This is a genomic window from Microbispora sp. NPDC049125 (genome assembly GCF_040802045.1).
GTDB lineage: Bacteria > Actinomycetota > Actinomycetes > Streptosporangiales > Streptosporangiaceae > Microbispora.
Window position 1 is genome coordinate 1 of record NZ_JBEZDW010000063.1, and the last position, 26,289, is coordinate 26,289.

19 protein-coding genes and 3 pseudogenes are annotated in these 26,289 nt (G+C 65.0%); 9 read left to right on the forward strand and 13 right to left on the reverse strand.

Annotated elements, in window-relative coordinates:
* Positions 1–69: 69 nt before the first annotated feature.
* A complete protein-coding gene (locus AB0B72_RS38575) occupies positions 70–507 on the reverse strand; it encodes a DeoR family transcriptional regulator (RefSeq protein WP_367744633.1) in 438 nt (145 codons plus the stop codon).
* 150 nt (positions 508–657) lie between these two features.
* Complete coding sequence (locus AB0B72_RS38580) at positions 658–3,378, reverse strand: arabinofuranosidase catalytic domain-containing protein (protein ID WP_367744610.1); 2,721 nt, start codon at positions 3,376–3,378, stop codon at positions 658–660.
* Between the two features lie 643 nt (positions 3,379–4,021).
* Here AB0B72_RS38580 and AB0B72_RS38585 point away from each other — a divergent pair.
* From AB0B72_RS38585 to AB0B72_RS38605, 5 genes and pseudogenes are all read left to right on the forward strand, one after another.
* A pseudogene (locus AB0B72_RS38585) lies at positions 4,022–4,361 on the forward strand (transposase); the annotation flags it as partial.
* 27 nt (positions 4,362–4,388) lie between these two features.
* Positions 4,389–4,472 (forward strand): annotated as a pseudogene (locus tag AB0B72_RS38590) (hypothetical protein); the annotation flags it as partial.
* A gap of 5 nt (positions 4,473–4,477) precedes the next feature.
* A pseudogene (locus AB0B72_RS38595) lies at positions 4,478–5,341 on the forward strand (IS3 family transposase); the annotation flags it as partial.
* A 241-nt stretch (positions 5,342–5,582) separates the two neighbouring features.
* The gene (locus tag AB0B72_RS38600) at positions 5,583–5,954 is read left to right on the forward strand and encodes a hypothetical protein (RefSeq protein WP_367744611.1); all 372 of its coding nucleotides are present in this window, start codon (positions 5,583–5,585) and stop codon (positions 5,952–5,954) included.
* 360 nt (positions 5,955–6,314) lie between these two features.
* Complete coding sequence (locus AB0B72_RS38605) at positions 6,315–7,007, forward strand: FadR/GntR family transcriptional regulator (protein ID WP_367744612.1); 693 nt, start codon at positions 6,315–6,317, stop codon at positions 7,005–7,007.
* Between the two features lie 74 nt (positions 7,008–7,081).
* Here AB0B72_RS38605 and AB0B72_RS38610 read toward each other — a convergent pair whose 3' ends face one another.
* From AB0B72_RS38610 to AB0B72_RS38650, 9 genes are all read right to left on the reverse strand, one after another.
* Positions 7,082–7,426: an L-rhamnose mutarotase gene (locus tag AB0B72_RS38610; RefSeq protein WP_367744615.1), complete on the reverse strand. Its 345-nt coding sequence runs from the start codon at positions 7,424–7,426 to the stop codon at positions 7,082–7,084.
* A 29-nt stretch (positions 7,427–7,455) separates the two neighbouring features.
* Positions 7,456–7,914, reverse strand: coding sequence for a hypothetical protein (locus AB0B72_RS38615; protein ID WP_367744617.1), 459 nt, complete (start codon positions 7,912–7,914; stop codon positions 7,456–7,458).
* A gap of 23 nt (positions 7,915–7,937) precedes the next feature.
* Positions 7,938–8,354 carry a hypothetical protein gene (locus AB0B72_RS38620; RefSeq protein WP_367744619.1) on the reverse strand — a complete coding sequence of 139 codons (417 nt, stop codon included), beginning with the start codon at positions 8,352–8,354 and terminating at the stop codon, positions 7,938–7,940.
* Positions 8,327–8,515, reverse strand: a complete 189-nt coding sequence (locus AB0B72_RS38625; RefSeq protein ID WP_367744620.1) for a hypothetical protein — start codon at positions 8,513–8,515, stop codon at positions 8,327–8,329. The genes AB0B72_RS38620 and AB0B72_RS38625 overlap by 28 nt, the downstream gene beginning before the upstream one ends.
* Before the next feature lie 114 nt (positions 8,516–8,629).
* Complete coding sequence (locus AB0B72_RS38630; RefSeq protein WP_367744621.1) at positions 8,630–9,922, reverse strand: ABC transporter substrate-binding protein; 1,293 nt, start codon at positions 9,920–9,922, stop codon at positions 8,630–8,632.
* 327 nt (positions 9,923–10,249) lie between these two features.
* Positions 10,250–11,785 carry an alpha-L-fucosidase gene (locus AB0B72_RS38635; RefSeq protein ID WP_367744622.1) on the reverse strand — a complete coding sequence of 512 codons (1,536 nt, stop codon included), beginning with the start codon at positions 11,783–11,785 and terminating at the stop codon, positions 10,250–10,252.
* Positions 11,786–12,194: 409 nt separating this feature from the next.
* Positions 12,195–14,909 (reverse strand): hypothetical protein, encoded by a 2,715-nt coding sequence (locus AB0B72_RS38640; protein ID WP_367744623.1) that lies wholly within the window; start codon positions 14,907–14,909, stop codon positions 12,195–12,197.
* Positions 14,910–15,414: 505 nt separating this feature from the next.
* Positions 15,415–16,251 (reverse strand): carbohydrate ABC transporter permease, encoded by an 837-nt coding sequence (locus tag AB0B72_RS38645; RefSeq protein ID WP_367744624.1) that lies wholly within the window; start codon positions 16,249–16,251, stop codon positions 15,415–15,417.
* Positions 16,248–17,123 carry a carbohydrate ABC transporter permease gene (locus AB0B72_RS38650; protein WP_367744625.1) on the reverse strand — a complete coding sequence of 292 codons (876 nt, stop codon included), beginning with the start codon at positions 17,121–17,123 and terminating at the stop codon, positions 16,248–16,250. Before AB0B72_RS38650 ends, AB0B72_RS38645 begins: the two co-directional genes overlap by 4 nt.
* 1,069 nt (positions 17,124–18,192) lie before the next feature.
* Here AB0B72_RS38650 and AB0B72_RS38655 point away from each other — a divergent pair.
* The 4 genes from AB0B72_RS38655 to AB0B72_RS38670 all read left to right on the forward strand — a co-directional run bounded on the left by AB0B72_RS38655 (position 18,193) and on the right by AB0B72_RS38670 (position 22,897).
* Positions 18,193–19,854 carry a hypothetical protein gene (locus AB0B72_RS38655; protein WP_367744626.1) on the forward strand — a complete coding sequence of 554 codons (1,662 nt, stop codon included), beginning with the start codon at positions 18,193–18,195 and terminating at the stop codon, positions 19,852–19,854.
* Positions 19,851–20,786: an ABC transporter permease gene (locus tag AB0B72_RS38660; RefSeq protein WP_367744627.1), complete on the forward strand. Its 936-nt coding sequence runs from the start codon at positions 19,851–19,853 to the stop codon at positions 20,784–20,786. The genes AB0B72_RS38655 and AB0B72_RS38660 overlap by 4 nt, the downstream gene beginning before the upstream one ends.
* On the forward strand, positions 20,783–21,739 hold the full coding sequence (locus tag AB0B72_RS38665; protein WP_367744628.1) for a carbohydrate ABC transporter permease: 957 nt from the start codon (positions 20,783–20,785) through the stop codon (positions 21,737–21,739). The genes AB0B72_RS38660 and AB0B72_RS38665 overlap by 4 nt, the downstream gene beginning before the upstream one ends.
* 111 nt (positions 21,740–21,850) lie before the next feature.
* A complete protein-coding gene (locus AB0B72_RS38670; RefSeq protein ID WP_367744629.1) occupies positions 21,851–22,897 on the forward strand; it encodes a LacI family DNA-binding transcriptional regulator in 1,047 nt (348 codons plus the stop codon).
* Between the two features lie 148 nt (positions 22,898–23,045).
* Here AB0B72_RS38670 and AB0B72_RS38675 read toward each other — a convergent pair whose 3' ends face one another.
* Together AB0B72_RS38675 and AB0B72_RS38680 are read right to left on the reverse strand one after the other, a co-directional pair.
* Positions 23,046–25,118 (reverse strand): lectin, encoded by a 2,073-nt coding sequence (locus tag AB0B72_RS38675; protein WP_367744631.1) that lies wholly within the window; start codon positions 25,116–25,118, stop codon positions 23,046–23,048.
* Between the two features lie 31 nt (positions 25,119–25,149).
* On the reverse strand, positions 25,150–26,289 hold a 1,140-nt coding region (locus AB0B72_RS38680), incomplete at its 5' end, for a ricin-type beta-trefoil lectin domain protein (protein ID WP_367744632.1).

Sequence of the window (26,289 nt, forward strand, 5' to 3'; positions counted from 1 at the left end):
CCTCGTCCAGTGCCCGAGCCCAGCCGGCGTCCCGCCGGTCCACCGTCTGCACCTCCGGGGTGCCCTCCATCACCAGCCCCTGTTCCTGGCACGCCAACCGCCAGCCGGATCGGGAGCGATGAGGGGGACGCGCTGGTGCGGTGGCTGCAGTCGGCGGGCGTGCCGGTGGTGTTGATCGAGCGGACCGCGACGGTGAGACCCCTCCGGGAGCTGACACTGCTCGTCCGCCGCCTGATAGGTCGCTCCACGCAGCACCACTCGCACCCCGACGGCTCCGGCGGCCTCGCGTACACCGCGGATGACATCAGGCCAGTAGTAGTCCAGCGACGGCACCACCATCCCGACGGTCGCAGGTGCCACCTCATCGCGCCGGGCCAGGTCGTGATCGAGCAGCGGACCGGTCGGCACTCTCCCCTCGGAAAAGTCCTGTACGAGAGCGGCACCACCGCGAACCCTGCGTACCAGTCCCTCCTCAGCCAGCAGGGCGATGTCACGGCGAATCGTGATCGCGGATCCCTACGCCCGCCCGGGTTATGAGAAGGCCGTCCACGCCCTTCAGGAGCGTACCGAGATGTTTACTCACTACACCCCACCGGAGTGGGATCCGGTGCCCGCGGGCGGACCGCGGGCACCGGAGGCGTTCAGGGACCGATCGAGCTACTTCGCGTTGGGCCCGCCCGGCGTGGGCACGGTGGTCGTGACGAAGTCGTGGCAGAGGCTGTCGGCGTCGGTGCCGTCGGGCCAGCGGGCGTTGCTCCGGCCCGCGCCGACGGCCGCGCCGGCCACCACGGCGATGCAGCCGCCCTTGCCCTGGTCGGCCTCCATGACGGCGAGCTCGGGAGTGGCGATGGTTCCGTTGCCGCTCGAACTGCTCTGCTGGGAGCCGTAGACGACGGCGTCGACGACCACGTCGCCTCGTTCGTCGAGCAGCGCGATGGAACCGGCGCTGGTGGACAGGGCGCTCCCGAACCACTGGTCGGGCGCTGGCGTTCCCTGATAGCCCGTCGTCGTGACCAGGGGGTTGACCACGGCCGCGCCGGTCGGGTGGCCCTTGACCGGCTTGTCGAGCGTGAGGCCGCCGCCCAGCGCCTGCACCGGCACGCCGCTCGTGTGCGGGTGACGGGTCGGCGGCGAGAAGCTGATCCCCGTGCCGGGGTCGGACACATCGACGCCCGACGCGTGGGCGAGCCGCAATGGCGCGGCCAGGTCGACGCCCGTCCCGTTCGCGCCGGTGGTGCCGACGTTCGCGACCGTGACGGTCTCCTTGTTCTCGCCGGTGTCCACCGTCAGGGTGTCGCCGACGGTCATGTTGGCGTCGGCCGCGACCTTGATGTTGGTCGCGCCCTCGGCCGCTTCGGCCGACAGGGTCGTCTGCGTGGCCGCCTTGCCGACCGCAGTGACCGTGGCCATCTCGTAGTCGTCGCCAGAATCGATGCCGATTCTGTCGCCGACTGTGAAACCGGTCGCGTTCGTGACGGGCACGTTGGTCGAGTGGGCGGGGACCGTGATCCACGGCCCGGTGGAGACGGGAACGAACAGCGTCGTCGCCGGGCTGGCCGCCGTCCCGACCGACTGGATCGTGCGGGTCTCCCGCTCACGGCCGGTGTCGATGTCGATCTGCTGGCCGGCCGCGAAGCCGGTCGTGCTCCTGACGTTGACCCTGGTGTCCTTGTGGTTCGCGGGGGCCGCCAGCCCGGAGCCGGCGAGGCCCAGCAGGTAGTAGGCGCCGCTCGCGAGCCGCGTCCCGGCCGGGATCTTGGCCAGTGTCGTGCCGGGCGAGCCGCTCGGGGTGGTGGTCAGGGTCCAGCCGGAGATGTCGACCTCGTTCGCGGAGGGGTTGTAGAGCTCCACGAACTGATCGGTCGAGTTGACGCTCGTACGGAACCGAACCTCATTGATCTTGATGGGGATGACGTTGCGTACGGTTTGCGCGGTTTCCGTGGACTGGCGGCCCTTCACCGGGCCGGAGGGGTTCGTCCACTCGGCCCTGCCGGTCAGGTAGCCGGCGTCGGTCCTCTCCGCAGAGGTGACCGTGAAGGTCGCGCTCACGCTCTCACCCGGTGCGACCGACGGGAACGTCGCCGACTTGTCGCGGGTGTCCTTGACCGAGGCGGTCCATCCCCCGGGGGTGGACAGGCTCAGCTTGACGCCCGCCGCGGCCGAGCCCGTGGTGTTCGTGAACGTCTCGGTGATGTCCTGCGCGGAGCGCGGGGTGAACGTGGTGGCCCGCGACAGCGCCAGACGCGTCACGTCATACTTGGCGGCCACAACGTTGGCCTGCACCGCGTCCGTGGTGGCTTCCGACGGGTAGCCCTTCGTCATCACCCCCTCGTAGAAGGTGCCCGACGAACCATTGCCGTTGTCGCCGCCGGTGCCGAGGAGAACGGCGCCCTTCTTGTGCATGGGGTAGTAGCTGCTGTTGGTCAGCGAGCCGGGACGGATTCCGCTGTAGAAGGTCGTCAGGGGGCCGTCCTGGGCGTTGCCGCCTCGCAGATCCCACTGGTTCCCGCCGCCGCCGTCGACGACCGCGGTGACGAACCGCCAGGAGTCGACGGTCGGATCGGCCGGGTTCTGCTTCGCGTTGTACCCGGAGAACAGGCCCGCCTCCATGTCGGCCATGATCCACGGGCCGGGGCCGCTTCCGCTGCCCCAGGCGGTGGCTGTGCCGAAGTACGTGGTCTCCATGGTGCCGGTGCCCACGGCGCGGCTGTTCGTCGAGGAGTTGCCGTAGTCGAAGCAGCAGCCGCTGTCATAGTGGGTGCCGTCGATGACGTAGTAGATGCCCTCCGGCTCGTCCCCCTTCGCGAGACCGGTGGCGTTGTTGTTGCGGTACCCCATGCCCGGCATGATGTACACGCCGTAGGCCTTGTGGCCGCCGATCGTGATCGGCGCCATGTCCGCGATCGCGAGGGTGTCGTAGCCGCCGACGGCCGGGCCCCGGAACGTGCCGGGCGGAGCCTGATAGAGGTCGTTGCCGGTGCCGGACTGGTCGTAGATCTTGGTGATCGCGCAGACCACGTGGTCGCAGAACGCGTCCTGTGCCGCCGCGTCGGCGTATCCGCCGGAGTCCGGGGAGGGGTGGGCGGCGGAGCGAACGACGCCGATGTCCCTGGTCGCGTCGTCCGAGGTGCGCATGACCTGATAGAGCGGGCCGTTGTAGGACGAGTACAGCGCGCGCGTGGTGCTGTGGGCGGCCACGCAGGGCGTGCCGCCGGCGGCGTAGATGTCACAGGGGCCCTGCGGCCGGTCCGGGGCGGCGGGCGGCGCCGCCTGCGCCTGCGGCGCCACCGCGAGCGCGCCGCCGACCAGCGCCAGCGCGGTCGCCGTACGAGCGGCCAGGGTTCCGAGGCGTCCGCGTCCGATGGGGGATCTGAACATGTTGGAATCAACTCCTACATGCGTCTTGCTCGACTGAGTCGAACGTGCGGGGGGGGTGGCCTGCCGATGTTCGGTTACGCGACCGCGGACACCGTCACGCGGACGATCCCGCGCCGGACGTCTCGGTCGGCACTCGGCAGGACATCCGCTGGCCGCGCATTGTTAGCGCTAACAAACGATCGCGTCAACGGGGTCGTGGGTGGCGGAGGGAGTCGGGAGCGAGGGTTGAGCTTGATCAACTGCCCCACACTATGGCACCGGCCACAGGTAACGTCAAGGTTACATACGCAATATCGGGCCGGTCCTTTCCCCGCTGTCCGCTCACCGGAACGGCGCGCCCTTGCAGTGTGTCGAGAGCCACGCCACTGATGGGATCTGCAGATGTAAGTGCCTTTACGTCGTAGATTTCCACTTCGTTTCAGCACGGCCCATACGACTACCCCAGGAACCGGCGAATGCGGTGACACGCTGGACAGACATCTGTCACCGAGCGGCACTGAAGCGCTCCGGCTTCGCTGGAGGCTCGTTCCCTTGAGAGGATCGAGTCATGGCAGCCAAGTCCCCCTATCCCGCAGAGCTGCGTAAGCGCGCGGTGCGGATGGTCGCCGAGGTCCGTCCGGACTACCCGACCGAGTGGGCCGCGATCAACGCCGTCGCCACCAAGCTCGGCATCGGCACCGCCGAGACGTTGCGTAAATGGGTTCGCCAGGCCCAGATCGACGACGGCGCACGACCGGCACGACCAGCGATGAGTCAGCGGAGCTGAAGCGGCTGCGGCGGGAGAACGCCGAACTCCGCCGGGCGAATGAGATTCTGAAGGCCGCCTCGGCTTTCTTTGCGGCCGAGCTCGACCAGACGCACTCGTGACCTTCATCGACGAACATCGACAGGTGTTCGGTGTCGAGCCGATCTGCCGTGTGCTGAGCGAGCACGGGCTTCCCATCGCGCCCAGCACGTACTACGCGGCCAAGGCGCGTCCGTCCTCGGCCCGCGCTGTCCGAGACGCCGAACTGGATGAGCACATCCAGCAGGTCCACGCCGACAACTACGGCGTCTACGGCGTTCGTAAGGTCTCGCATCAGCTGCTGCGGGAGGGCATCAGGTGGCCCGCTGCACCGTGGAGCGGCGGATGCGCGCCCTGGGCCTGCACGGGGCCCGCCGGGGCAAGAAGATCCGCACCACCACACCGGATCCCGGGCACCAGCGGGCAGCGGACCTGGTCAAGCGGGACTTCACCGCATCCCGGCCGAACACTGTCTGGGTCGCCGACTTCATCTATGTGGCCGCCTGGCGCGGCATCATCTACGTCGCCTTCGTCGTAGACGTGTACTCCCGGGCGATCGTCGGTTGGTCAGCGTCCCTCAACAAGCGGGCCACGGTGGTGCTGGACGCCTTGGACATGGCGTTGTGGCGGCGCGACCGCGCCGGACGCCCCGCCAGCCCTGGCCTGGTTCATCATTCAGATGCCGGCAGCCAATACACCAGTTTCCGCTTCACCGCCCACCTGATGACCGCCGGAATCGACGCCTCGATCGGCACGGTCGGGGACGCGTTGGACAACGCACTGATGGAATCGCAGATCAGCCTGCAGGCGGGTGGTGTTGAAGGTTGGCCAGGCGCTCCACGGTGTGCCGATGGTGCAGGCTCTCGCTGTATCGCCATTGGACGATCAGCGCGCCACCGACAACCGATGCCCGCACTTCGAGCGGGTACGGCCGCCGGCACGCGGGCTCTCTTCGGACCCAGCCTGGACGCCGATGGCGAACGTCGCGCCGACCGGCGGCATGAGGTGCCGATGAGTGCAGGCGACGAAAGCCCTCGCGGTCCGGATTGTTACCGGGGAAATCAGCAAGCGCCGATTCTCCCGGCACTCCGGATTGTTCAGGCCGCCACTCCCATCGGCGATTTTCCGACCCTCACTATTGTTCTCCATTGGTTCGTCGGGACACGTTGCTCCGGATGAACGTCACCTGGCCCGCATAGCGGACCTCATGGCGTGTGACCAGGGTTTCCGCCTGGTCAGAGTCTACTCAGATGCTCCTGAGCGACCTCAGACGGCGCCCCGTAGAGGTCACCTGAAAGCTCAGAGGGCTGAGGGGCTGAGAAATTCCTAAGCGGCTTTCGCCGATTTCCTCTGAGCTATTTCTGAGGCGGTGCGTACACCGGTTTCGAGACCACGAACATCTCTCGACCCGGAGCAGGAAATGAGCGCCGATCCCGTCACCGAATCATCCCTGGAGACCGCGGAGACCTCGTTCCGACTGCTGACGGCCGGCCCCGGTGGCCTGTCCCTGGACTGCGCCACGCTTGCGCCCGGCCTGCCGAAGGGCCAGGCGGGGCTGCGGGAGTTGCGCATGCTCCTCGCCAGCTCGCACGTCACCGACGCAGCCCGTGACGCCGTCTGGCGGGAGCTGGTCATCCGGTCACGAGAGTCCGGAGCCGCGTGGACGGACGCCGTGGTCGGCATGGCGATGCCCGCGCTTCGCATGATCGCCGCGTCGCGCGAGTCGCCGAGTTGTGGGAGACGCTGGAGGACGTCGCGGATCTCCCCAAGGATCGAGGCAAGAAGATCATGACCGGGCTAGCCGCCGGACACGCGTTCATGCAGAACCTACGACGCGGCCCACTACGAAATCGCCGTCGATGTCCCGCTATTGAGGAGGGTCGCTGCCGCGTTTACCGCGCTGGCCCCGCGCGATCTGACCATGTACCTGAAACGGGCTCGGCATGCCCCTCGATCCCCAACGCAACAGCGCCGACCGATCTCCTCGCCGGCTTCTTCGCCAGCACCGGCGCGACCCTCGACCCCGAACCGGCATGACGACCGAACCTCAGCCGCTCAACCTCCGTAGCCGGCAGGTGACTAGAGTGTAGGCGTGACAACCCGAGCCAACCCGTTCGCCTTCCCGACTCGTCGTCGAGCTGACGGGCTGGGCGTGGCGGTGGTGGCCGAACTGGTTGAGCTCATCGTCACGGCGGAGATCGCCGAGGGCAAACTGCTGCCCTCCGAGGGTCCGCTCAGCGAGCGCTTCGGTGTCAGCCGCACGGTCATTCGTGAGTCGGTGAAGCGGCTGGAGGAGAAGGGGCTGGTGGGCGTGGCCCAGGGCCGGGGTACGCAGGTGGCGCGGTTCGGCTCCTGGAACATGCTCGACCCGGTTGTCCTGTCCGCGTTCATCGACAACGACCAGACGTTGGGCATTCTGGACGAGCTGACGGTCGTGCGGGCCGCTCTCGAATCCGCCATGGCGGGTGTCGTCGCCTCGCACCGTGCCACCGAGGAGTTGACCCGCATCGAGCACGTCTTCGAGGCGATGCGCGACACCCGACACGACAGCGACTCGTTCCGGCAGGCGGACGTGGTCTTCCACCTCACGATCATGGAGTTGTCCGGCAACCGCCTGGCCGAGAACATCGGCAAGCGCCTCTACCTGCGAGCGTTGGAGAGCAGCAGGTACCAGGGGATGGGCTACGAGGGCGCGTTTGAGTCCACTTTGGGCGAACATGCGCTCGTGGTTGACGCCATTTCCCGCGGCGATGTCGAGGCCGCGCAGCGGGTGATGCGCGACCACATCGTCAGCTCCTGGCAGCGGCGCCGGTTCGATGCGCACCACGGGGAGCCCGAGGCGTAAGGGCGAGGAACCCCTACCAAATCGGTCGCGGGTGGCTTGGTTCCGAGGGCGGAAATGTATATCGAGGGTTCGGTTCACGGCAGGTGCCAGACCTCGTCGATCAGCTGCCACAGGGCCTCGGGCTCGCGCTCCTCGACGATGCGCACCTGACAGGGGTCGGTGTGCCGCCACCACTCGCGGGTGACCGGGTCCGCGGCGATGCGGCGCATGTCGGCGGTGTGGTCATCGCCTATGTACTCGTAGTACGCGAGTAGGGTGTCGCCGGCAATGAAGATGGAGTAGTTCCTGACGTTTGCCGCGCGCAGCATCTGCTCGACCTGAGGCCACATATGGCGGTGCAGGTCGAGATACTCCTCCCGCCGCTCGGGAGGGACGCCGACGACCAGTGCGTGGCGCTCGCCGCGATGGTGCTCGGTCACAACACCATCGGCTCCATTCCGGCCACCGATCACTCGCGGGCATCGGGGTACCAGGCGTAGTCCAGCCCGGTCGGGACGGATATGCGGCCCGTTGACCGCTGGAGGTGGTCCCGGGTTGGCAAGCTACGGATCCACGACTCGTCGACCTGGATACCCAGGCCCGGCTCCTCGCCGAGCAGGATCCCGCCGTCCTCGAATTCCTGGTCCACTGTCAGTCCCGCCGGGGATGACGGTCGCGAGGGCGAGGGTCGGCAGCTGCACGGACTGGGTACCGGCAGAGCTGGGTTGAATGCCGGGGTCGAGGTGAGCAGCGAGGTGAGACCGACCTGGATCGGGTAGCCGTCGCTGGAGGGCAGCATCACGAACGGCAGGAAGGCGTACTGGTAGGCCAACTGGTTGAGCGAGTAGTCGTTCGGCACGATCGTGTTGCTGGCCTGGGAGAGCAGCTGGGGCTCAACGAACAGCTGGCTGCCGGCGGCCAACGACATGATCCTCCATACACGAAATCCACTTACGCAGCATCGGAAGCTGGATGCGCAACACGATCTGCACTGTGGAGGCGCCGTCGATGCGCGGGGCTGATGTTGTTCAGCGCGCCGTACATGATGACGATCCAGCCGCCAGAGCCGGTCCAGAACGCGATGATCGTGAAGATCGCCGGCAGATGTGCCGACACGATGACCTGCACGAAGCTGGAGAAGCCGAACACGTGCAGCAGGCTGCTGACCGGACTTACCGTGGGGTCGAGCACGAACAGCCACAGCAGCACGCTCGACGCGCCCGCCAGTGCCCGCAGTAGGTAGAACACCAGCCACAGCGTCTGGCTCGACCAACGCACCCGGAGGGTGTGCACCACCAGAGCCAGGAACGTGGCCAGCACGACGAGCGAGGCCAGCCAGATCAGCAGGTACAGGCCGACATGTGCCACCGCGGACAGGAACCGGAAGCCACCGACCACCTCGGCAAAGTTGCCGGTCCCGCGAAGCCGCCGTCCGCGGAGGTGAAGGCGAGTTCGACGGCGTAGAGGGCCGGGAGCACACCGAACGCCAGCGTCAGCATCGCGTAGACCACGACGAAGGCGTAGCTCATCGGGCTGCGGGTACTGCCACCGTGCCGGCGGCGGGGTCTCCCCCGGCCGCCGGCGCGGAATGGCGGTTCAGTCAGCCGGTGTGTCGCCGGCTTCTCGCCGTGCCCGTCGAGACATCACCAATTAGAGTCTCTGGCGGCGTCAGCCTGATCCGCCCGACGCTGATCAATGTTGGCGATCACGTCATCTGCGGACATGTCCCCCACAAGGTAGGACGTAAGATCCTTGCCGAAGTCCGTCCACTGCGGGTTGAGGTAGATGACGACATCCTGGTAGGTGACTGTGTCGTCGGTCCTGAAGTCCTTGATGGCCTGAGCCATCGCCGGCGGATACGTGGTCTTCAATCCCGTGAAGGGCAGTGCATTGAAGCTCGGCTCCTTGTCGATCATGTACTGCAGATTCTCAGGCTTGGCCAAGAACGCCAGGTACTTCTTTGCCGCATCGATTTTCTTGCTCTTGGTGAAGATGAACTTGGTCGGGCCGGCGGGAGCGCTCGCGATAATCTGGTTGTCGAGGTAGGGAGCGGGGAAGATACCGAAGTCGTCCTCGGTGTACTTCTTTCCCGCTGCCACGATGTCCGCAATCCGGCCTATCGAGTTGACCGTCATGGCGTACTTGCCACCGGCCATCTCGGCCGGGGTGTTGGCGAATTCGTTGGACAGCGCGTTGTCGCCCCAATAGCCCGCGTCATAGACCTGCTTCATCTGCTGGATCATGGTCTTGAAGATGGGATGGTCGGCGAACTTGGTCTTGTTCGCGTTCAGGTTCGAAACCAGATTCGGGTCGGACTTGTTGTAGGCCGCGGACACGTCGAAGAAGTTGAGTTGGGCGTGCCAGCCGTCCTTGACGGGTTCGTAAATCGGCGTCACGCCGCCCTTCAGCAGGGCGGCGTTCACCGTCATGAACTCGTTGAATGTCGTCGGGGGCTTCAACCCGAGGCGGTCGAAGATCTTCTTGTTGTAGATGTAGGCCCAGCTGTCGGACACATCCCAGATGGTCTGTCCGTAGACGTGGCCGTCGACGCTCACCTGCTCCTTGGCTCCCGGATCCATACGGGAGGCCCATTCCTGGTCAGTGAGGTCGACGCCGGTCTTCTGGATGTGCAGCTGCGAGACGATGTCGAACTTGCCCGACTGATTCATGAAGATGTCCGCGGCATCGCCGGAGTTGAGCTTCGTGGAGAGCACGTTGCTGTATTGATCCGCGGGAATGATCTGGTAGTCGACCTTTATCCCCGTCTCCTTTTCGAACTTCTTCGCGAGGTCGAGTTCGGGAGCCCTTACCCAGTCCTGGCTGGCCATCACGCTGATGGACTTCACCTCGGACCCGCCGGCCCCGCTTTCTTCCTTGGCCGAGCACGCGGTAACCAGCGCCCCGGCCACTACAAGGGCCGACGCTCGCTTGATCAATCTATTTATTGCCATGTCTTCACCGGCTTCTTTTCTCTCACTATTAGTGGGTGGAACTTCTGCGCAGGCCGAGGATTATCGCTCCTCACGCACCCGGAGGGAGATCTGCGCGATATATGGCATACGTATTATGAAAGGTGCGTGCAATGTCTTGTTGCGTTCCTCAGGATTCCTCCCAAATGCAACGTGATGTGTTCGGGTCGAGAGGGAAAGGCGCGGAGACAATGGTCGATGTCTCGTGCTGAGCCGGGTCAGGGCGACGGCGTAGCCGAGGAATTCGAGTTGGGTACGGCGCAGGTGCGGGCTCGTTCCAGCAGATGCAAGCGCTCAATCCGGCGCCCAAGCGGTGACCCAAGGCCTGCGCGGCACCGGTTCCTGCTCGAAACAGATCTTGAGGGCATATCCATACTCGTGAGGGCGTGTGGCAGGGAGCGTCACGACCAGGCCATCGAGGTCTCGGCGCCAGTCGAGAGATCCTTTGACACCGAGCATCTGCACGTCCGCGACAGTACGAGGTTCCAACTGCAGGCGCGTACCCAACGCGGTGATGACTATCTCGCCGGCATCGGGCCATTTCACCGTTGACACGTAGAGATAGGAGCCGGTGACATCGTTCCGCACTGTGAAGCGGAAGTCGTCGGCGGAGAACAGGGAAGGAGCGCCGTCGATGAAGGAGCCGCCTTCGACCTGAAGCGGACCCTCGCCGGGAATCACGTAAGGCACAGTGCCATAGATCGCTTCGCCGTTCACCGTGAGCCAGGAGCCGATGGCCTCGAGCATCCGCACCTCGGGATCGGCTATGGTGCCGTCCGGTTTCGGGCCGATGTTGAGCAGGAGATTGCCGTTCTTCGAGACCACATCGAGCAGTTCGCCCAGCAACTCAGGAATGCTCTTGTACTCGTGATCCGCCGTCCAGCACCACGAGGTGCGAGATACCGAGGTGTCGTTCTGCCAGACGAACGGCTGCACCGTCTTCACCGCGCCCCGCTCGATATCGTAGACGGCGCTGCCCTCGGCGAACGCATTCCATTTGTAGGTGATGACCACCTCACGGCCCCATTCAGCCGCGCGATTGTAGTAATACGCAGCGAGTCGGCGCAGGTACGGCTGAAAGGCGGGCTTCTCGATCCACCAGTCGAAGAAGAGCATCTCGGGTCGATAGCGATCGATGATCTCGGCGGTGCGAAGCAGCCAGTCATCGAGGTGGGCTTTGGACGGAGACGTCTCCTCCCGCTGCGCCGGTCCATAGAAGTCGCTGAACTCAGGGTCGCGCACGTCCGAGTCGAACGTCATTCCTCCGTTCATGAAGAACCAGTGTTCGGCCCGATGCGACGAGGCTCCGAACACCATCGACTGGCCGACGACCGACACCCCCAGATCGCCGAATACATCGCGCTTCGGACCCGTCTTCGTCGCGTCCCACCTTGTCCGATCGCTTCGGTAGAGGGCATAGCCATCATGGTGCTCGGCTACGGGCACGACGTACTGTGCCCCGGCCCGGCGGAAGAGCGCGGCCCAACCATCCGGATCGTAGTTCTGCATTTTGAAGTGCGGGATGAAGTCCTTGTAGCCGAATTCCGACTGCGGGCCGTAGGTCTCCCGGTGGTGGTCGAACGCCTTGGTGCCGCTGCGGTACATTTCGCGGGAGTACCACTCACCCGAGAACGCGGGAACGGAATATATGCCCCAGTGCAGAAAGATGCCGAACTTCGCCTCCGTGAACCACCGCGCCGGACGATATGCCTGCAGAGACTCCCATGTGTCCGTGAAGGGACCGGACTCGATGACGGCATCGAGCGCGGCGAGGTCTGCTGCGTCACTTCCGGGAGAGACTCGAGGCGGAATCCATGAGCGGTCGATCATGCGGTAACTCCTTCGTGTCGGTACGCGATCAGCGCTGAAGCGCAGGTCGCGTGCAGGCCGGCGCCGTCGGACAACGCTGGCCACCGAACTTTTAATATGGGTGCGGCTCTTCTGTAGTGGGGCAAAAGGTCTTGCGTTTCCCGACGTTTCGTCGCGAGGTTCTCTGAAACTGACCCGCCTTCAGGCTGCACACTGCCTGTCCATGGTGGAATGTGGCCTGTGCGAGGTTGAGGTAACGACGGTGGAGGGTGCGTTCGCCGGGTCCCGGCACCGGTTCGAGGAGATGGTGTCCTGGTTGGACAGTCCTGAGGCGGGTTCGTTAACCTCGATCAAAGATCGTTCAATGTACTTGCGATCCCCGGGCCGCGATCACTTTGCAGATCACGCGCCCCGGGAGATACGCCTGCGTCTAGGCGGTCGCCTGGTCCGCCTTATCCATCACGAGGGACGACTTGTACATGTCCGGGGTCGTGCCTGGCCGCACCAGGACGATCCGCTCGCCCACGCGAGTCTGGAACACGAGCATCTTGTTCTTCGAGGAGGTAAGCGTCTGGGCCCTTGCCCCATCGCGATACAGAACCACATCGGAGTCCCACGGGTTCCTGACGCGTGCCTTGGCGCCGAGTTGCGATTCGATCTCGACGTACTGCACTTCGCCGGACTTGATCGAGGAAGACACCAGGAAGCCGTCTTTCGCGAGCAGCTTGTACTTCGCATCCCACGCCGTAGGCCACGCAGGAAAGACGCGGATCACCGGATCGCCGGCGGGCGTCGGGCTGAGGCTCTGCTGGAGAGCTTCCTGCAGGGCCGCGGCAAAGGTGCCGTAGCCTTCCGCCGAGTAGTAGTCCCCCTGATTGAACAGCAGGTTGGGGAATACGCCGTTTGTGCTGAACACTCCGTACTGCGTGGCCAGGATCTTCACCATGTCATCGGCGCGGCCCAGCTTGGCGGCATCGACATGGAAGCGGCTCGACCCGTTTCTGTCGATCACCGTACCCTGCACCTGATTCAGGTAGCCGGGCGAGTGCAGGTACGTGTTGAGCGCGATGGCCCAGTCCCCGTTGTCGAGGCCCTGATCCCTCGTCTCCAGGTTCAACACGTCGAACTTCTCGAGCATCTTGAAGATCGGGCTCTCCGTACCGTGCAGATCCCGGATGAAATACGCCGGTCGCAGACCCTGGGCCCATGCGGGCGAGTCTGTCGCGAGCGCCGACGCGAGCGACGAGTTCGTACTGGCCGCCCACAGGGATTGCGGATCGCTCCGCAGCGGGTACGGCGCCAGATTGTGGAGGATCTCCTGCCAGCCGCCTCGCAGCTTCTGATCGACCTTGAGCAGGATCGATGCCTTGACCGCCACAGCGAAGATGCCACGTGCCATCGCCAGGTCATCAATAACATCCTTGCCGGCCCAGATGTGCTCGTGAAGGTTCGTGTTGTAGAAGTGATACTTCCCGTCACTCTCCTTCCTCAGGCCGTCGTACGACTGGTAGAGCTTCGCCGCGCCCCTGATGAACGGATAAGCCTTCTCGCGTAAGAAGTTGAGATCCTTCGTGTAGCAGTACACGTTCCAGTAATGCTCGGCTGTCTCCTGCGTCGCCATCATGGTGTGAGTCACATAGCTCGCCTGGTTGTTGCCCGTGTTGAACACGTTCCAGTTCCAGGCCGGCAGGAACCGATTCCTCCGCGTGGTCATGTCGGTGAAGGCTTGCGACCTCGTGGTGGTCTTGAACGTGTAGTACTGTTGCATGGATTGCGCGACGTCGGTCGGCAGTTCTTCCCAGCCGAGGATGCCGGCCGTCTCCCCGATGAAGATGCCTTCGGCGCCCCACATCTGTTTTGCGGCCTTCTCATACTGCGCGAAGCTGGACTCACGCATCTTGAACAGCGGGTTCATCAGATCCACGTGGTTCGCAGCCATCAGTGGCTGGTACAGCGAGTCCTGGTTCCAGTTCCAATAGAAACTGCCCCAGTCGCGTCGATCCTCCTCGCCGATCCAGATTCCGCCGTTGTATTTCGAAGGATACGAGCCCCTGCTGGAGATGGCGGCCAGGTACATGTAGTAATTGCGCCGCTGTTCGTAGTTGAACTGCGTGGGAAAGTACACATAGGACTTCTGCCAGAAGTCGCTCCACCAGGCCTGAGTCGCAGTGGAGATGTCATCGAACGCCGCAGAGGAGGTGACGGTCGCGACGGCGGTGTCCTTCGCCGACTCCGATCGTTGCATAGTGGAGTCACCGCCGATGACGACGGTGAACGTGCCGTTCTGCGCGGGTAGAGTCAATCGGCGGGTGGCGCGATTCGAGATGGTGCTGTCGGTCACCGTCGAGACGCTTCGGCCCTGCACAGTGACGGCGACAGCCGTGTTGACGTAGTGGTCGTTGGCCTCGATACCGGTATCGCACTTCTCCTGGATCACCTGCTCCAGCACGATGATCTGGCCGCTGACGGTAGAGAACGTGGACACGGCGCTGTGCGAGCCCCAGACTTGATTCGCAGCGCGGAGCATCGCGAGATCGACGGTTATGGGCTGCGGGGTGGCCCGATTGTCGGTCACTTTGATCGCGATGAGATCTGCGTGCATGTCGGGGATCACCTCGATGGTCACCCCGGATCCTTCGACGCTCAGCCGTGCGTCGTAGAGCGACAGGTGCTGGCTCGTGGTTGTGTCAAAAGGCGACGACGTACCGAAGCCGATGTGAACGCGACCGATTGCCCCACCACCCGAATTCTGGTGGTCCTTCGAAGCGGACGAGGCGTCGTTGAACATGAACGTGTCAGTGTGGTTCAGCTGCATCACGAGGTTGTTCGCATCGCGCTGCCAGACCGGTCCGCCGAATCTTCCGTTCGCCACGGACATGCCCTGGGTTCCGGTGGTGATTCTTCCCGTGTATCTGAGATCGGACCTGCCGATCAACTGGCTGTAGTCGGGGTTGAAGACCGCATCGGCGGGATCGAGCTGCGGTTCCAGCGAGCGACTGTCCCGCGTATTCGCCAGGGCTCCGGTCGACGGCACAATCGACAGCAGGGATCCTGCGGATGCTGCGGCCAGTCCGGCGATGATCGAGTGATTCACGAACTGCCGTCGTGAGATTCCGTTCGATGAGGAAGGCTTCTCTGGTGCCATTGTCTACTCCTCTGTAGATGTGCGCCGCGCCGTCTCGCGCGGTTCGCTTGGCTTCCCAGCGCATTCGCACCGGTTTGCCTTACTGACCCCGATGTCATGTCGATGAAATCCTGCGGCCGAGCGTCTGTTCCCGAAAGGGAACATTACATACGTACTATGTCTACGCAAGAGGTAAATTGATATTCGCGGACGAGGTCTTTCCGGGCGATCCGACAACAGCCGTGGCCGTCGGTTGCCGGCAGAGCGGTCGATCCACAGCGCGATGCGGAGCCGTCGGTAGTCGGCCTCCCGATTTACGCCCACCTTCGAATTGATATGCCTGTAGCCGCGGTCCACGGCTTCCTGGCATAGTCGCCGAAGCGAGACACTCATCATCCTCCGAGGGGACGATGAGGCAGCTCCGGTTCCGACATCGCTTCAATGTTCAGGAGGCGGATTCGTCACCGTCCGGGCTCCTATGGAGAAGTGCTCGGCAGCGCGGCATCACGCCCCCGGAGCCGATGACTCATCCCTTCACTGCGCCCTCGGTTTGGCCGCCGACGATGTACCTCTGAGCCATGAAGTACATGATCACCACCGGGAGGCTGGTGAGCAGGACATCCGCCGCGATGAGGTTCCACTGGGTCTCATACCTCCCGAAGAAGCCGTAGACGGCCAAGGTCATCGGCCATTTGTCAGCCGAGCCCAAGAAATAGAGCGGGAGGATGAACTCGTTCCACATGTTGAGGAAACAGAGGACCAGGCTCGTGATGAGCACTGGACGCATCAGCGGAAAGATGATCGAAAAGAAGAGGCGGATCGGGCCGCAACCGTCGATGACCGCGGCCTCGTCGAGCTCGCGCGGAATGCGGCCGACGAATCCGTAGCAGAGAAAGACGATGAACGGCAGTTGAATGGCGGTGTACAGCAGGATGATGCCGGCTCGAGTGTCGTTGAGCTCGAACGTCTGCATCACCTTCGTCAGCGCGACGAAGTTGATGGGCAGCACCAAGCCCATGACGATGAACATGTAGAGGAACCGGTTCCCCCGAGAGCGCCGACGCGAGAATACGTAGGCAGCCATGGACGCCAGCAGGACCGTCAGCACCGAACCGAGGCTGGAGTACAGCAGACTGTTGAGGAATCCGGCGCCGAGATTGCCCTTGTCGATCACCTCGGCGAAGTTGCCGAAATGCCACGACGCGGGCAACGAGAACGACATTCCGCGAGCGTCGTCCGGACCCTTGAACGCGGTGAAGACGATCAGGAGCAGAGGGATCAGCATGATCGCCGACGTCAGCCAGATGATGACGTTCTTGACCAACGATCCCGGCCTGATCGGCTTTCTGCGGATGTCGGTCATTCTTGAACCTCGTTCCGGGTGAGCGTGCGGATCATGAACACGCCCACCATCGACATGATCACGAGCATCACCGTGCTGAGCGCGGCCCCCTCGGCGTAGCGCCCACTCGAGAACTCCTGGAAGACGGCGGTGTACAGCACCTCCGTGCGATGGCCTGGCCCACCGTTCGTGAGCACGTAGACGATGTCGAAGACTTTCAGGCCGTACAGGACGTTGAGGACGATCACCACAGCCAGAGTCGGCCGGAGCAGCGGAAGCGTGACGTGACGGAACCGTTGCCACGCCGACGCGCCGTCGAGCTCCGCGGCTTCGTTGTAGGTGGGGGATATCGACAGGATCCCCACCAGCAGGATCGCCATGATGTAGCCCATGCCCCGCCAGACATCGACTCCGATCACTGACCACATCGCGAGATCCGGATCGACGAGCCATCTCTGGGCCAGCCCTTCCAGGCCGACCGCGCGCAACGCCTCGTTCATCAGCCCGATGCTCGGGTCGAGGATCGAGGTGAAGACGATGCCCACGATGAGCACGGACAGGACCGCGGGGAGGTAGAGGATGGCCCGGTGCAGATTCAGGGCCCTCACTCCCTTGCTGAGCAGGACAGCGAACAGGAGCGCCAGCACAGTCTTGATGACGGTGCTCGCCACGGTGAACCAAAGGGTGTTCAGGATTGCAGCGAGGTAATCCCGCTTCGGAGAGAACACATCCGCGAAGTTCTCCCACCCGACGAACGAGATCTTGTCGGAGTAGCTCGACCAATCAGTGAACGAGTATCCGACACCGATCAGGCTCGGCAGCACGAAGAGGGCGACGTAGAGCAGAAGGGGAGCGACGACGAAGTACCAGGGATAAATTTTCTTCTTGTTCATGGATGATCGCTATCAGCTCGAGCGGTGGGCGCGACGAGACTCGTCATCTGACCTTGTGCCGTCAACCAGCATGCTCTTGGGCACGAGCCCAGGGTTGGCCTTCTTGAACGCGTCGACCGCCGCCGAGCGCGGTCGGCGTCCACCGAGATGGTGATGGTGGCGTTGTCGTCCTGCGTCACTTGAGGACAGCCGTAGGAACCCGGCCGAGGAAGCGATCTTGCTACCACAAGCAGCAAGAGCGCGGGCCATGAGTGATGCTGCCGCGCCGGTGAGTGCGCGCGCCGACGGGCGAGCGCGTCCATACGGTATTAGAGCGAACATCCGTGTGTCCCTTGTTTGTCGACCTCGTTAACACCCGCGCGTTCGGCGACTATAAGGTAGGACGTATGATGTCTGCAAGAGAAACTTTCTAAGCTCCACCGGCTAGCAAGAGCCCATGCTCACGCTCCAGGGCGTAGTAGTCCTCCGGTTCGACGTGGGAGTCGATTCCGCCTGCGCCTTCGCCGGTGATCGTCGCGAGCTGGTCGGCGAGCGGGTGGGAGGCCAGGTAGATACGGGCGCAGGTCCGAACGACGCTGATGAGCTGTCGCCACTGATGGAGTCCCCGTTCACCTCGACCCGTTCGGAGGTTGTTCGCGAACACTGTTCGGCACGTCGGTCTGGTGGTGCCCGATCTTGAGCTAGGCATGGCAGAGATCGGATCTTCTGGCTCAGGTGGGACCGGCCGTGGTGCGGTCGATGACGATCAGAGATGAGGCGGGCCACGCACAGGACGTTTGACGTCGCCGCAACGCCGCAACGGCGCGCCGCTTGGAGCGGGCCTCGACGTGACGCCCGGTGATGAACGCGGTGACCCCGCCGCGGCCTCCCAGGTAGACGTCACAGGAGCCGTCGCTGCGGGAGATCGACTCGCCTCTGACCGTCGAGATCGTGATTCGTCCATCGAGGAAGAGCCGTCCGACCAGTCGTCGAAAGTTTCGTTTAACATCTTGTTCTCGCTGAAAACAGGTCACTAGTCTCGCGACAACATGGAAGCGCTTTGACGACTTCGAAGGGGACGACCCCCACCGTGAGACCCGAGTTGAACCGCAGAAGCTTCGTCGCCCTTGCCGCAGCGACTCCCCTGCTCGCCGCCTGCGGGGGCGCGGCGCGGCAGAAGGCCGGCACGAACAGCAGAGCGGGTCTGCAGGCGGCGTTGCCTTCCCACGTGCCCAGCAGCCCCGTCAAGCCGGACATCCCGTCCGTGGCGGGCGGAGCCGGAGCCGCGACCGATCCCGCCTTTCTGAGCTACCCCTCCAACCAGGCCGCCACCGTCCAAGGAACCCCGGGCAGGGGCGGGAGCTACACCGCCGTCACACCGCTGTGGGGCACGGTGCCGCCGGCAGGAAACTCCTTCTACGAGGCCATGAACAAGGCCCTGGGCGTCACCCTCACCATGAAGCCGGCGGACGGCAACAACTACAACACCATCGTCCCGACGATGACGGCCGCCAGGCGCCTGCCCGACTGGATCCAGCTGCCGACCTGGTGGAACGCCATCTTCGACGTCGGCGGGCTGGCGGGGACGCAACTCGCCGACCTCACGCCCTACCTGGCAGCCGACAAGATCAAGAAGTATCCGAACCTCGCCGCCATCCCCACCGGCGCCTGGCAGACCGGCGCGTGGGGCGACAAGTTGTACGGCATCCCCTCCTTCTCCAGCAGCTTCGTCATCGCCGGCGCGGTCTTCCACCGCCGGGACATCCTGGAGGCGAGGGGAATCACCGCCGGCCAGGTGCGGTCGGCCGACGACCTGATGAACCTGGGCAAGGAGCTGACCGACGCCAAGAGGGGCGTCTGGGCCTTCGACGACGTGTGGACCTATCTCTTCCCCGCCTGGGACGTCCCCCTTACGTGGGATGTCCGGGACGGCAGGCTGATCCACAAATACGAGATGCCGCAGTTCTTCGAGGCCCTCGACTGGCACCACCGCATGGCGCGGGCCGGCTACCTGCATCCGGACGCCGTCGCCGGTCAGAACGCGAATGCCGACACCCGCTTCTACTCGGGCAAAGTGCTGATCAGCGGTGGCGGCACCGGCGCCTGGAACCTCACCGACCACCAGTCCGGCACCGCCGCCGACAAGGACTACCGGCGCGGCGCGTTCGACTTCTTCGCCGCCGACGGCACGAGCGCGCCTCGCGTCGCCATGGGGCCCTCCACGAACGTCATCAGCTACCTCAGCGACAGGCTGAAGCCCGACCAGATCGAGGAACTGCTGGCGGTCGCCGACTATCTGGCCGCTCCCTTCGGCTCGGCCGAGTACACGATGGTGAACTTCGGGGTCGAGGGCGTCCACTTCACGATGAAGGACGGGGTTCCGACCGCGACCGAGGACGGCAAGAAGTTCGTCCAGGCGATGACCTTCCCGTTCCTGGCCTCGCCGCCCGCCGTGATCAGCAACCCCGGCGCAGGCGTCGTCACCAGGGACTACGCCGCCTGGCAGGCCGCCAACGTCAAGTCGCTCTACAAGCCGGTCTTCTGGAACATGAACATCAGCATGCCCCGGTCGCTGTCGGGGGCCAGTGCCGCGCAGGCCGTCGAGGACGCCGTCAAGGACTGTTATCACGGCAGGACGAAGGTCTCCGAGGTCCAGGCCGCCGTCTCCACCTGGAAGACCAGCGGCGGCGGCGACCGGCTCAAGCAGTGGATGACCGGCAACGTGCTGGACAAGTACGGCACAGGCCAGTGAGCACACCGCACTCGCGGCAGGAACGTCCGGGTCGGCGGATCAGGCTGCGGCGCGACCGCTCTCTGCTGATCATGGTGGTCCCCGCGATCGTCCTGCTGCTGGTCTTCAACTACGCCCCGCTGTTCGGACTGCTCACCGCGTTCCAGTACTACGACCCGCCGGCCGGGGTCTGGAACAGCGACTGGGCGGGCTTCGACCAGTTCCGCCTGCTCTTCGCCGACCCGCTGTTCTGGGGCGCGCTGAGGAACACGCTCTACCTCGGTCTGGTCCAGCTGGTCCTGTTCTTCCCGATCCCGATCGCACTGGCACTCCTGCTCAACTCGGTGCTCAGCGTGCGGGTGCGCAACTTCATCCAGTCCGTCGTCTATCTGCCGCACTTCTTCTCGTGGGTGCTGGTCATCACGATATTTCAGCAAATGCTGGGTGGTGCGGGCGCGCTCAACCAGTTCCTGCGCTCCCACGATCTGCAGACTTGGGACATCACCACCAATCCGGGCACTTTCGTGCTGCTGGTCACCTCGCAGGTGGTCTGGAAGGAAGCCGGATGGGGGATCGTGGTCTTCCTGGCCGCTCTGTCCGCCGTCAATCCCGGGCTCTACGAGGCGGCGGCCGTGGACGGCGCGGGGCCCTTCCGGCGGATGTGGCACATCACCCTTCCGGGCCTGCGCACAGTGATCGTGCTGATGCTGGTGCTCCGCCTCGGAGGCACGCTCTCGGTCGGCTTCGAGCAGTTCCTCATCCAGCGCGACGCCGTCGGCCACGAGACCGCGGAGGTGCTCGACACCTATGCGTTCTATTACGGCATCACCACGGGCGACTACAGCCTGGGTGCGGCGGCCGGGCTCTTCAAGAGCGTGATATCGCTCCTGCTCATCTGGGGCGCCAACAAGCTGGCGCATTTCTTCGGCGAGGACGGGTTGTACCGGAGATGACCAAGGTGTTCACCATCGGAGCCGGCACGAGCGCGGCGAGGGCACCGCGGGCGCGGGCGGATCGCCCGCCCTGGCAGGAGCGGCCGAGCGTCGCCGGCCAGTCCGCCAAGGGCCTCTCCCTCGGCGGCGTGCTGGCGGTCATGCTGGTCCCGCTGTGGATCGTCGTGGTGACCAGCCTGGCCACTCCCGGCGCCGTCAACCGGGCCGGCGGCCTCGTCATCTGGCCCGACGGCTTCACCCTCCAGGCCTACCGGGAGATACTGACCGACCCGACCATACGCACCGCCCTGATCGTCAGCCTCGGCATCACCGTCGCCGGCACGGCGCTGTCCATGGTCGTCTCGGTCCTGTGCGCGTATGGGCTGTCGCGGCCGCGTTCGCCCGGGCACCGCCTCATCCTGGTGCTGCTCATCGTCACGATGTTCGTCAGCGGCGGGCTGATCCCCACCTTCCTGGTGGTCACAGGGCTGGGCGGCTACGGACAGTGGTGGGCGTTGATCCTCCCGAACGCGGTCTCGGTCTTCAACATCCTGGTGCTCCGCTCCTTCTACGCGAAGACCTCCGCCGAACTGATCGACGCTGCGCGAATGGACGGCGCGGGCGACTGGCGGATTCTCCGGTCGGTCGTCCTGCCGACCTCGCGCGCGGTGACCGCGGTGATCGCCCTCTTCTACGCCGTCGGCTACTGGAACTCCTTCTTCACCGTCATGCTCTACATGCCGACCGACAGCGAGAAGTGGCCGCTGCAGTACGTGCTGCTCACCTATGTCAACCGCGGGGCCGGGATGCCGGGATCGGTCAACGCGGGCTTCGGCATGGCGCACGCGCAGACCGCTCCCCTGTCGACGCAGATGGCGGTGGTGGTGCTGACCCTGGTGCCGCTCCTCATCGTCTATCCCTTCGTCCAGAAGAACTTCCGTGCGGGTGTGCTCACAGGCGCCGTCAAGGGGTGAACCACCCGCCCGCCACGGATGTCAGAATGGCCGCAGACCATCGAGCCAAGGCCAGGTGATCCCGGCGGGACGACCACATGGCCGGCTCGCCGTTGACGAGGAAGGGCGAACGTGACGGACAACCGATCGGACGGACCTGCGGCCGACGAGCAGAGCTCGCAGGATAGCGGGCCAGGATCGGTCACCATCGCCTATATCGCCGAATCCGCCGGCGTCTCGATCCCCACCGTTTCGAAGGTGATCAACGGACGCTCGGGGGTGTCGGCCCAGACTCGCGCCCGTATCGAAGAGCTGGTCAACCAGTACGGATACCGCAAGCCCACCGGCAACCGGAGCAACATCGTGGAACTCGTATTCCGCGAGCTTGAGAGCATGTGGGCCGTCGAGATCATCCGCGGGGTCGAGCGGGTGGCCCGCAAGAACCGCGTCGGAGTCATGCTCTCGGAGTTCGGCCTTCGCGACTCGGTGGGCATGTCCATCGACGACACAGTCGGACGCCGCCCTCAGTGCGTCCTGTCGGTGGCGCAGCTCACACAGCCGGAGCGCGATCAGCTGACCGCGAAGGGCATCCCGTTCGTCGTCTTCGACCCGATCGACGAACTGCCGGACGACGTGCCGTTCGTGGGCGCCACCAACTGGAGAGGCGGCCAGGCGGCGACCCGGCACCTGATCGAGCTGGGACACCGCCGCATCGCCATGATCAGCGGCCCGGATCATCCGTTCTGCCGTGCTCGGATGGCCGGCTACCTCTCCGCACTGGCCGAGGCCGGGCTGCCCGCGGATCCCGGCCTCGTAGTCCGCACCCTGCTCACGCGCGAGGACGGCTACACCGCGGCGCGCGATCTGCTCTCCCGGTCCGACCGTCCCAGCGCCGTCTTCACCGCGAACGACCTGCAGGCGCTCGGCGTCTACCAGGCCGCCCGTGAGGCCGGACTGTCCATCCCCCAGGATCTGAGTGTGGTGGGTTTCGACGATCTGCCGGTCGTGGCATGGATCGACCCGCCTCTGACCACAGTTCACCAGCCGTTGAACGAGATGGCGGCCGCCGCGACCGAGCTGGCACTGTCCCTCGGCCGGGGCGAGGAGATAACACAGGTCGGACTGGAGATCGCGACCACCCTCACCGTGCGGGAAAGCACGGCGCCCCCGAAGGGCTGAGCAGCGGAGCGGGGGTCGCGGCGACATCGGCGGCACGGATCGAACCGCTGACCACAACACAAGACACGTCATGCCGGCCGGCACGCGGCCGGACGTGCCGTGCACGTCCGGCCGGTGTGGGTGACCGGGGCGCTCGCTGATCGAATCGTCAGCTTCGGGTCCACTTCTGGTTGCTTCCACCGTTGCAGGTCCAGATCTGGACCCTGGTGCCGTTGGCGGTGCCGGCGCCCGAGACGTCCAGGCACTTGTTGGCGCCGACGGCGGTGACGGTGCCATCGGAGTTGAGCCGCCACTTCTGGTTGTTCTGCCCGTTGCAGTCCCAGATGATCACACTGGTGCCGTCCGCCGTGCCGCCACCGTTGACGTCCAAGCACTTGTTTCCGTAGACCCGCAGCTCGCTCGCGCTGGTGGCGGTCCACTGCTGGTTGCTCTGGCCGTTGCAGTCCCAGATCAGCACCGTCGCGCCATTGGCCTGCGAGGCGCCGTTGACGTCCAGGCATCGGCCCGAACCCACGCCCCGGATCGTGGAGGCCGGCGAAGCGCTGCCGCCAGGCCGGCGGTACAGGCCGAACTCGGCGATGGAGGGGATGGCCCGGGAGCTGGTGATGCGCAGCCTGACCCGGCTGGTGGTGACCGGGGACGCCAGACGGATCAGCTTCTTGTGGCCGATCGTGGTGTCGGTCGCTATCTGGGTCCAGGAGCTGCCGTTCCAGGAGTCGACGGCGAACGACCTCGTGCGCTGGCCGATGTTCAGATCCTCCTGTGTGGAGATGACGTCGAAGGTCCGCGAGGAGGGCAGGGTGAACACCAGCGCGCCGGTGGTGCCGGTCGGCTGCCAGGAGCTGTCGAGGTTGCCGTCCACGGCCAGGTCGGGGGTGTGGCCCGTGCCGTTGGAGGTGCCGCTGTCGTTGGCGGCGGTGGCGCCGCTCGCCAGGTTGGTGGCGAACGTCTGCGACACCGTGGTGCCGAACTGGGACAGGGTGTCGATCGCGGACTGGTCCAGCAGGCCCTGCCGGTTGGGGGAGATGTTCAGCAGGAAGTTGCAGTTGCGTCCCACCGACCCGTAGTAGATCTCCAGCAGCTCGGCCGGGCTCCGCCAGGTCTCACCGGTCTGCCAGAACCAGTTGTGGCGTGCCGACAGCGTCCCGTTGCACTCCGCGGGAGACCACCGCAGCACGTTCCACGAACTGGTCCCGTCCGACTTGCGTTGGGACAGCACCGAGTCACTGCCCACGTCGGCGGCGGTGTTGAACCCGGGTACCGGCAGCGCGGTGTCGGCGGCGGTGGCGGGATCGCCGTTGGTCGGCACGACCGACCACTCCGACTGGCGCGCGTAGCCGTTCTCGTTCCCGACCCAGCGCACGTCCGGCCCGCCGTCGCCCTCCATGACCGCGTTGGGCTGCAGCCTGCGGGCCATGGTGGTCCAGTCCCTGAAGTTGTAGGGCTGGGTGCGGCCGGTGGGGTTGGCGCCGTCCAGCCACAGCTCGTCGATGCTGCCGTAGCGGGTGAACAGCTCGTAGAGCGTGTTCTCGAAGTAGGTGTTGTAGTCGTCGGAGTTGAAGGTGAACGTCACCCCGTTGACGATCTCGGAGGAGTCGGACGGGATCGTCACCTGCCTGGAGGGGCTGCCGTTGGCGAACTTCCCGCCTGGCTGGTTCTCGTGCAGGTCGGCGGGTGACACGTACAGGCCGGCCTTCAGCCCGTACTTGTGCATGGAGTCGGTGAAGTTCTTCACCACATCACCCTGGCGGTTCTGCCAGGAGGAGGACGCGACGCCGAAGTTGCTGTACTTCGACGGGAACAGCAGGAAACCGTCGTGGTGCTTGGCGGTGAGGATCGCCCCCTTGAACCCCGCGGCCTTGATCGAGGCCGCCCACTGGTCGGTGTTCAGACCGGTGGGCTGGAAGGCGTTCGGGTCCTCCGTACCGGTGCCCCACTCCCTGCCGGTGAAGGTGTTGATGCCGAAGTGGATGAAGTTGTACTGCTCCAGCCGCTGCCAGGCGAGCTGGCGCGGCGCCGGCACGATATCCGCGGCTTTCGCGATGATCGTCGCGGGAGAGTCCGACGGTGACACGGGCGTGACCTGGACCGTGGCGGCGACAGCGGTGCCGGTCGTGGCCAGGGCGGGCATGACCAGAGCCGGCACGGACAGCGCTGTCAGCGCTCTCCTGGCGAGGGTGCGCGTCCTCGGCGCGGATCCGAACCTGTTGGGGGGGTGCATGGGCACTCCTTTCCGAAAAGGTGGTGCGGCGTCAGCTTCGGGTCCACTTCTGGTTGTTCGCGCCGGTGCAGGTCCAGATCTGGACTTTGGTGCCGTTGGTGGTGCCGAACGCGGAGACGTCCAGGCATTTGTTGGCGCCGACGGCGGTGATGGAGCCGTTGGAGTTGAGGCGCCATTTCTGGTTGTTCTGGCCGTTGCAGTCCCAGATGATCACGGGTGTGCCGTCGGTGGTGCCGTTGCCGTTGACGTCGAGGCACTTGTTGCCGTAGACGCGTAGCTCGCTCGCGCTGGTGGTCGCCCATTGCTGGTTGACGCCGCCGGTGCAGTCCCAGATCTGCGTCTGGGTGCCGTTGGTCTGGGAGACGCCGGCGACGTCCAGGCACTTGCCGGAGTTGGTGTCGTGCAGGGCGCCGCTCGTCGTGGTGGGAGAGGTCTTCATCGGGCCGTTGAAGGTGAGTTTGACCACGTAGGCCAGCGCGGAGTAGGGCTGGCTGGGCATGGTGATGTGCAGGCCGCTGGTGTCCTGGGTGCGGGTGGGCAGGTTGACGTAGGTGCCGGCGGTGTTGCCGATCAGCTCGACCTTGTTCAGGTTGGACAGGTCCATCTTGCCGCCGGCCAGGGAGGCGAGGTTGAGGGTGGTGCCGGGCCAGCCGAGTACGGTGGCGTACAGGGTGGTGTTGTCTTTGCTGCGGGTGTAGCGGATGTCCTGCGCGGTGCCGGCCCGGGGCTCGACGAAGCTGCCGCCGCCCATTTTGGTGGGGCCTTCGCCGTAGGTGGTCCAGGCGCGGGTGGCGTAGACCGACTCGCCGTTGCGCCGCAGGTAGGTGCCGATGGCGTTCAGCAGGTCTTTCTGCGTCTGGGGGATCGAGCCGTCGGCCCGGGGTGAGATGTTGAGCAGCATGTTGCCGTTCTTGCTGACCCGGTCGATCAGCGCGTGGACCAGCGCGGCCGCGCTGTAGTAGGTGAGTGTCGGGGTGTAGGACCACGAGGGGTTGCTGACGGAGTCGTCGGTCAGCCAGTAGGGGGAGCGGATGTCGGCCGGGCCGCCGCGCTCGTAGTCGTAGACCTCGCCGTTGGTGTTGAAGCCGTCCTTGTAGGCGGCGACGACTTCCTTGCCCCAGGCGTTGGCCTGGTTGTAGTAGTACGACAGGAAGTTGAGCCGCTTGGCCTC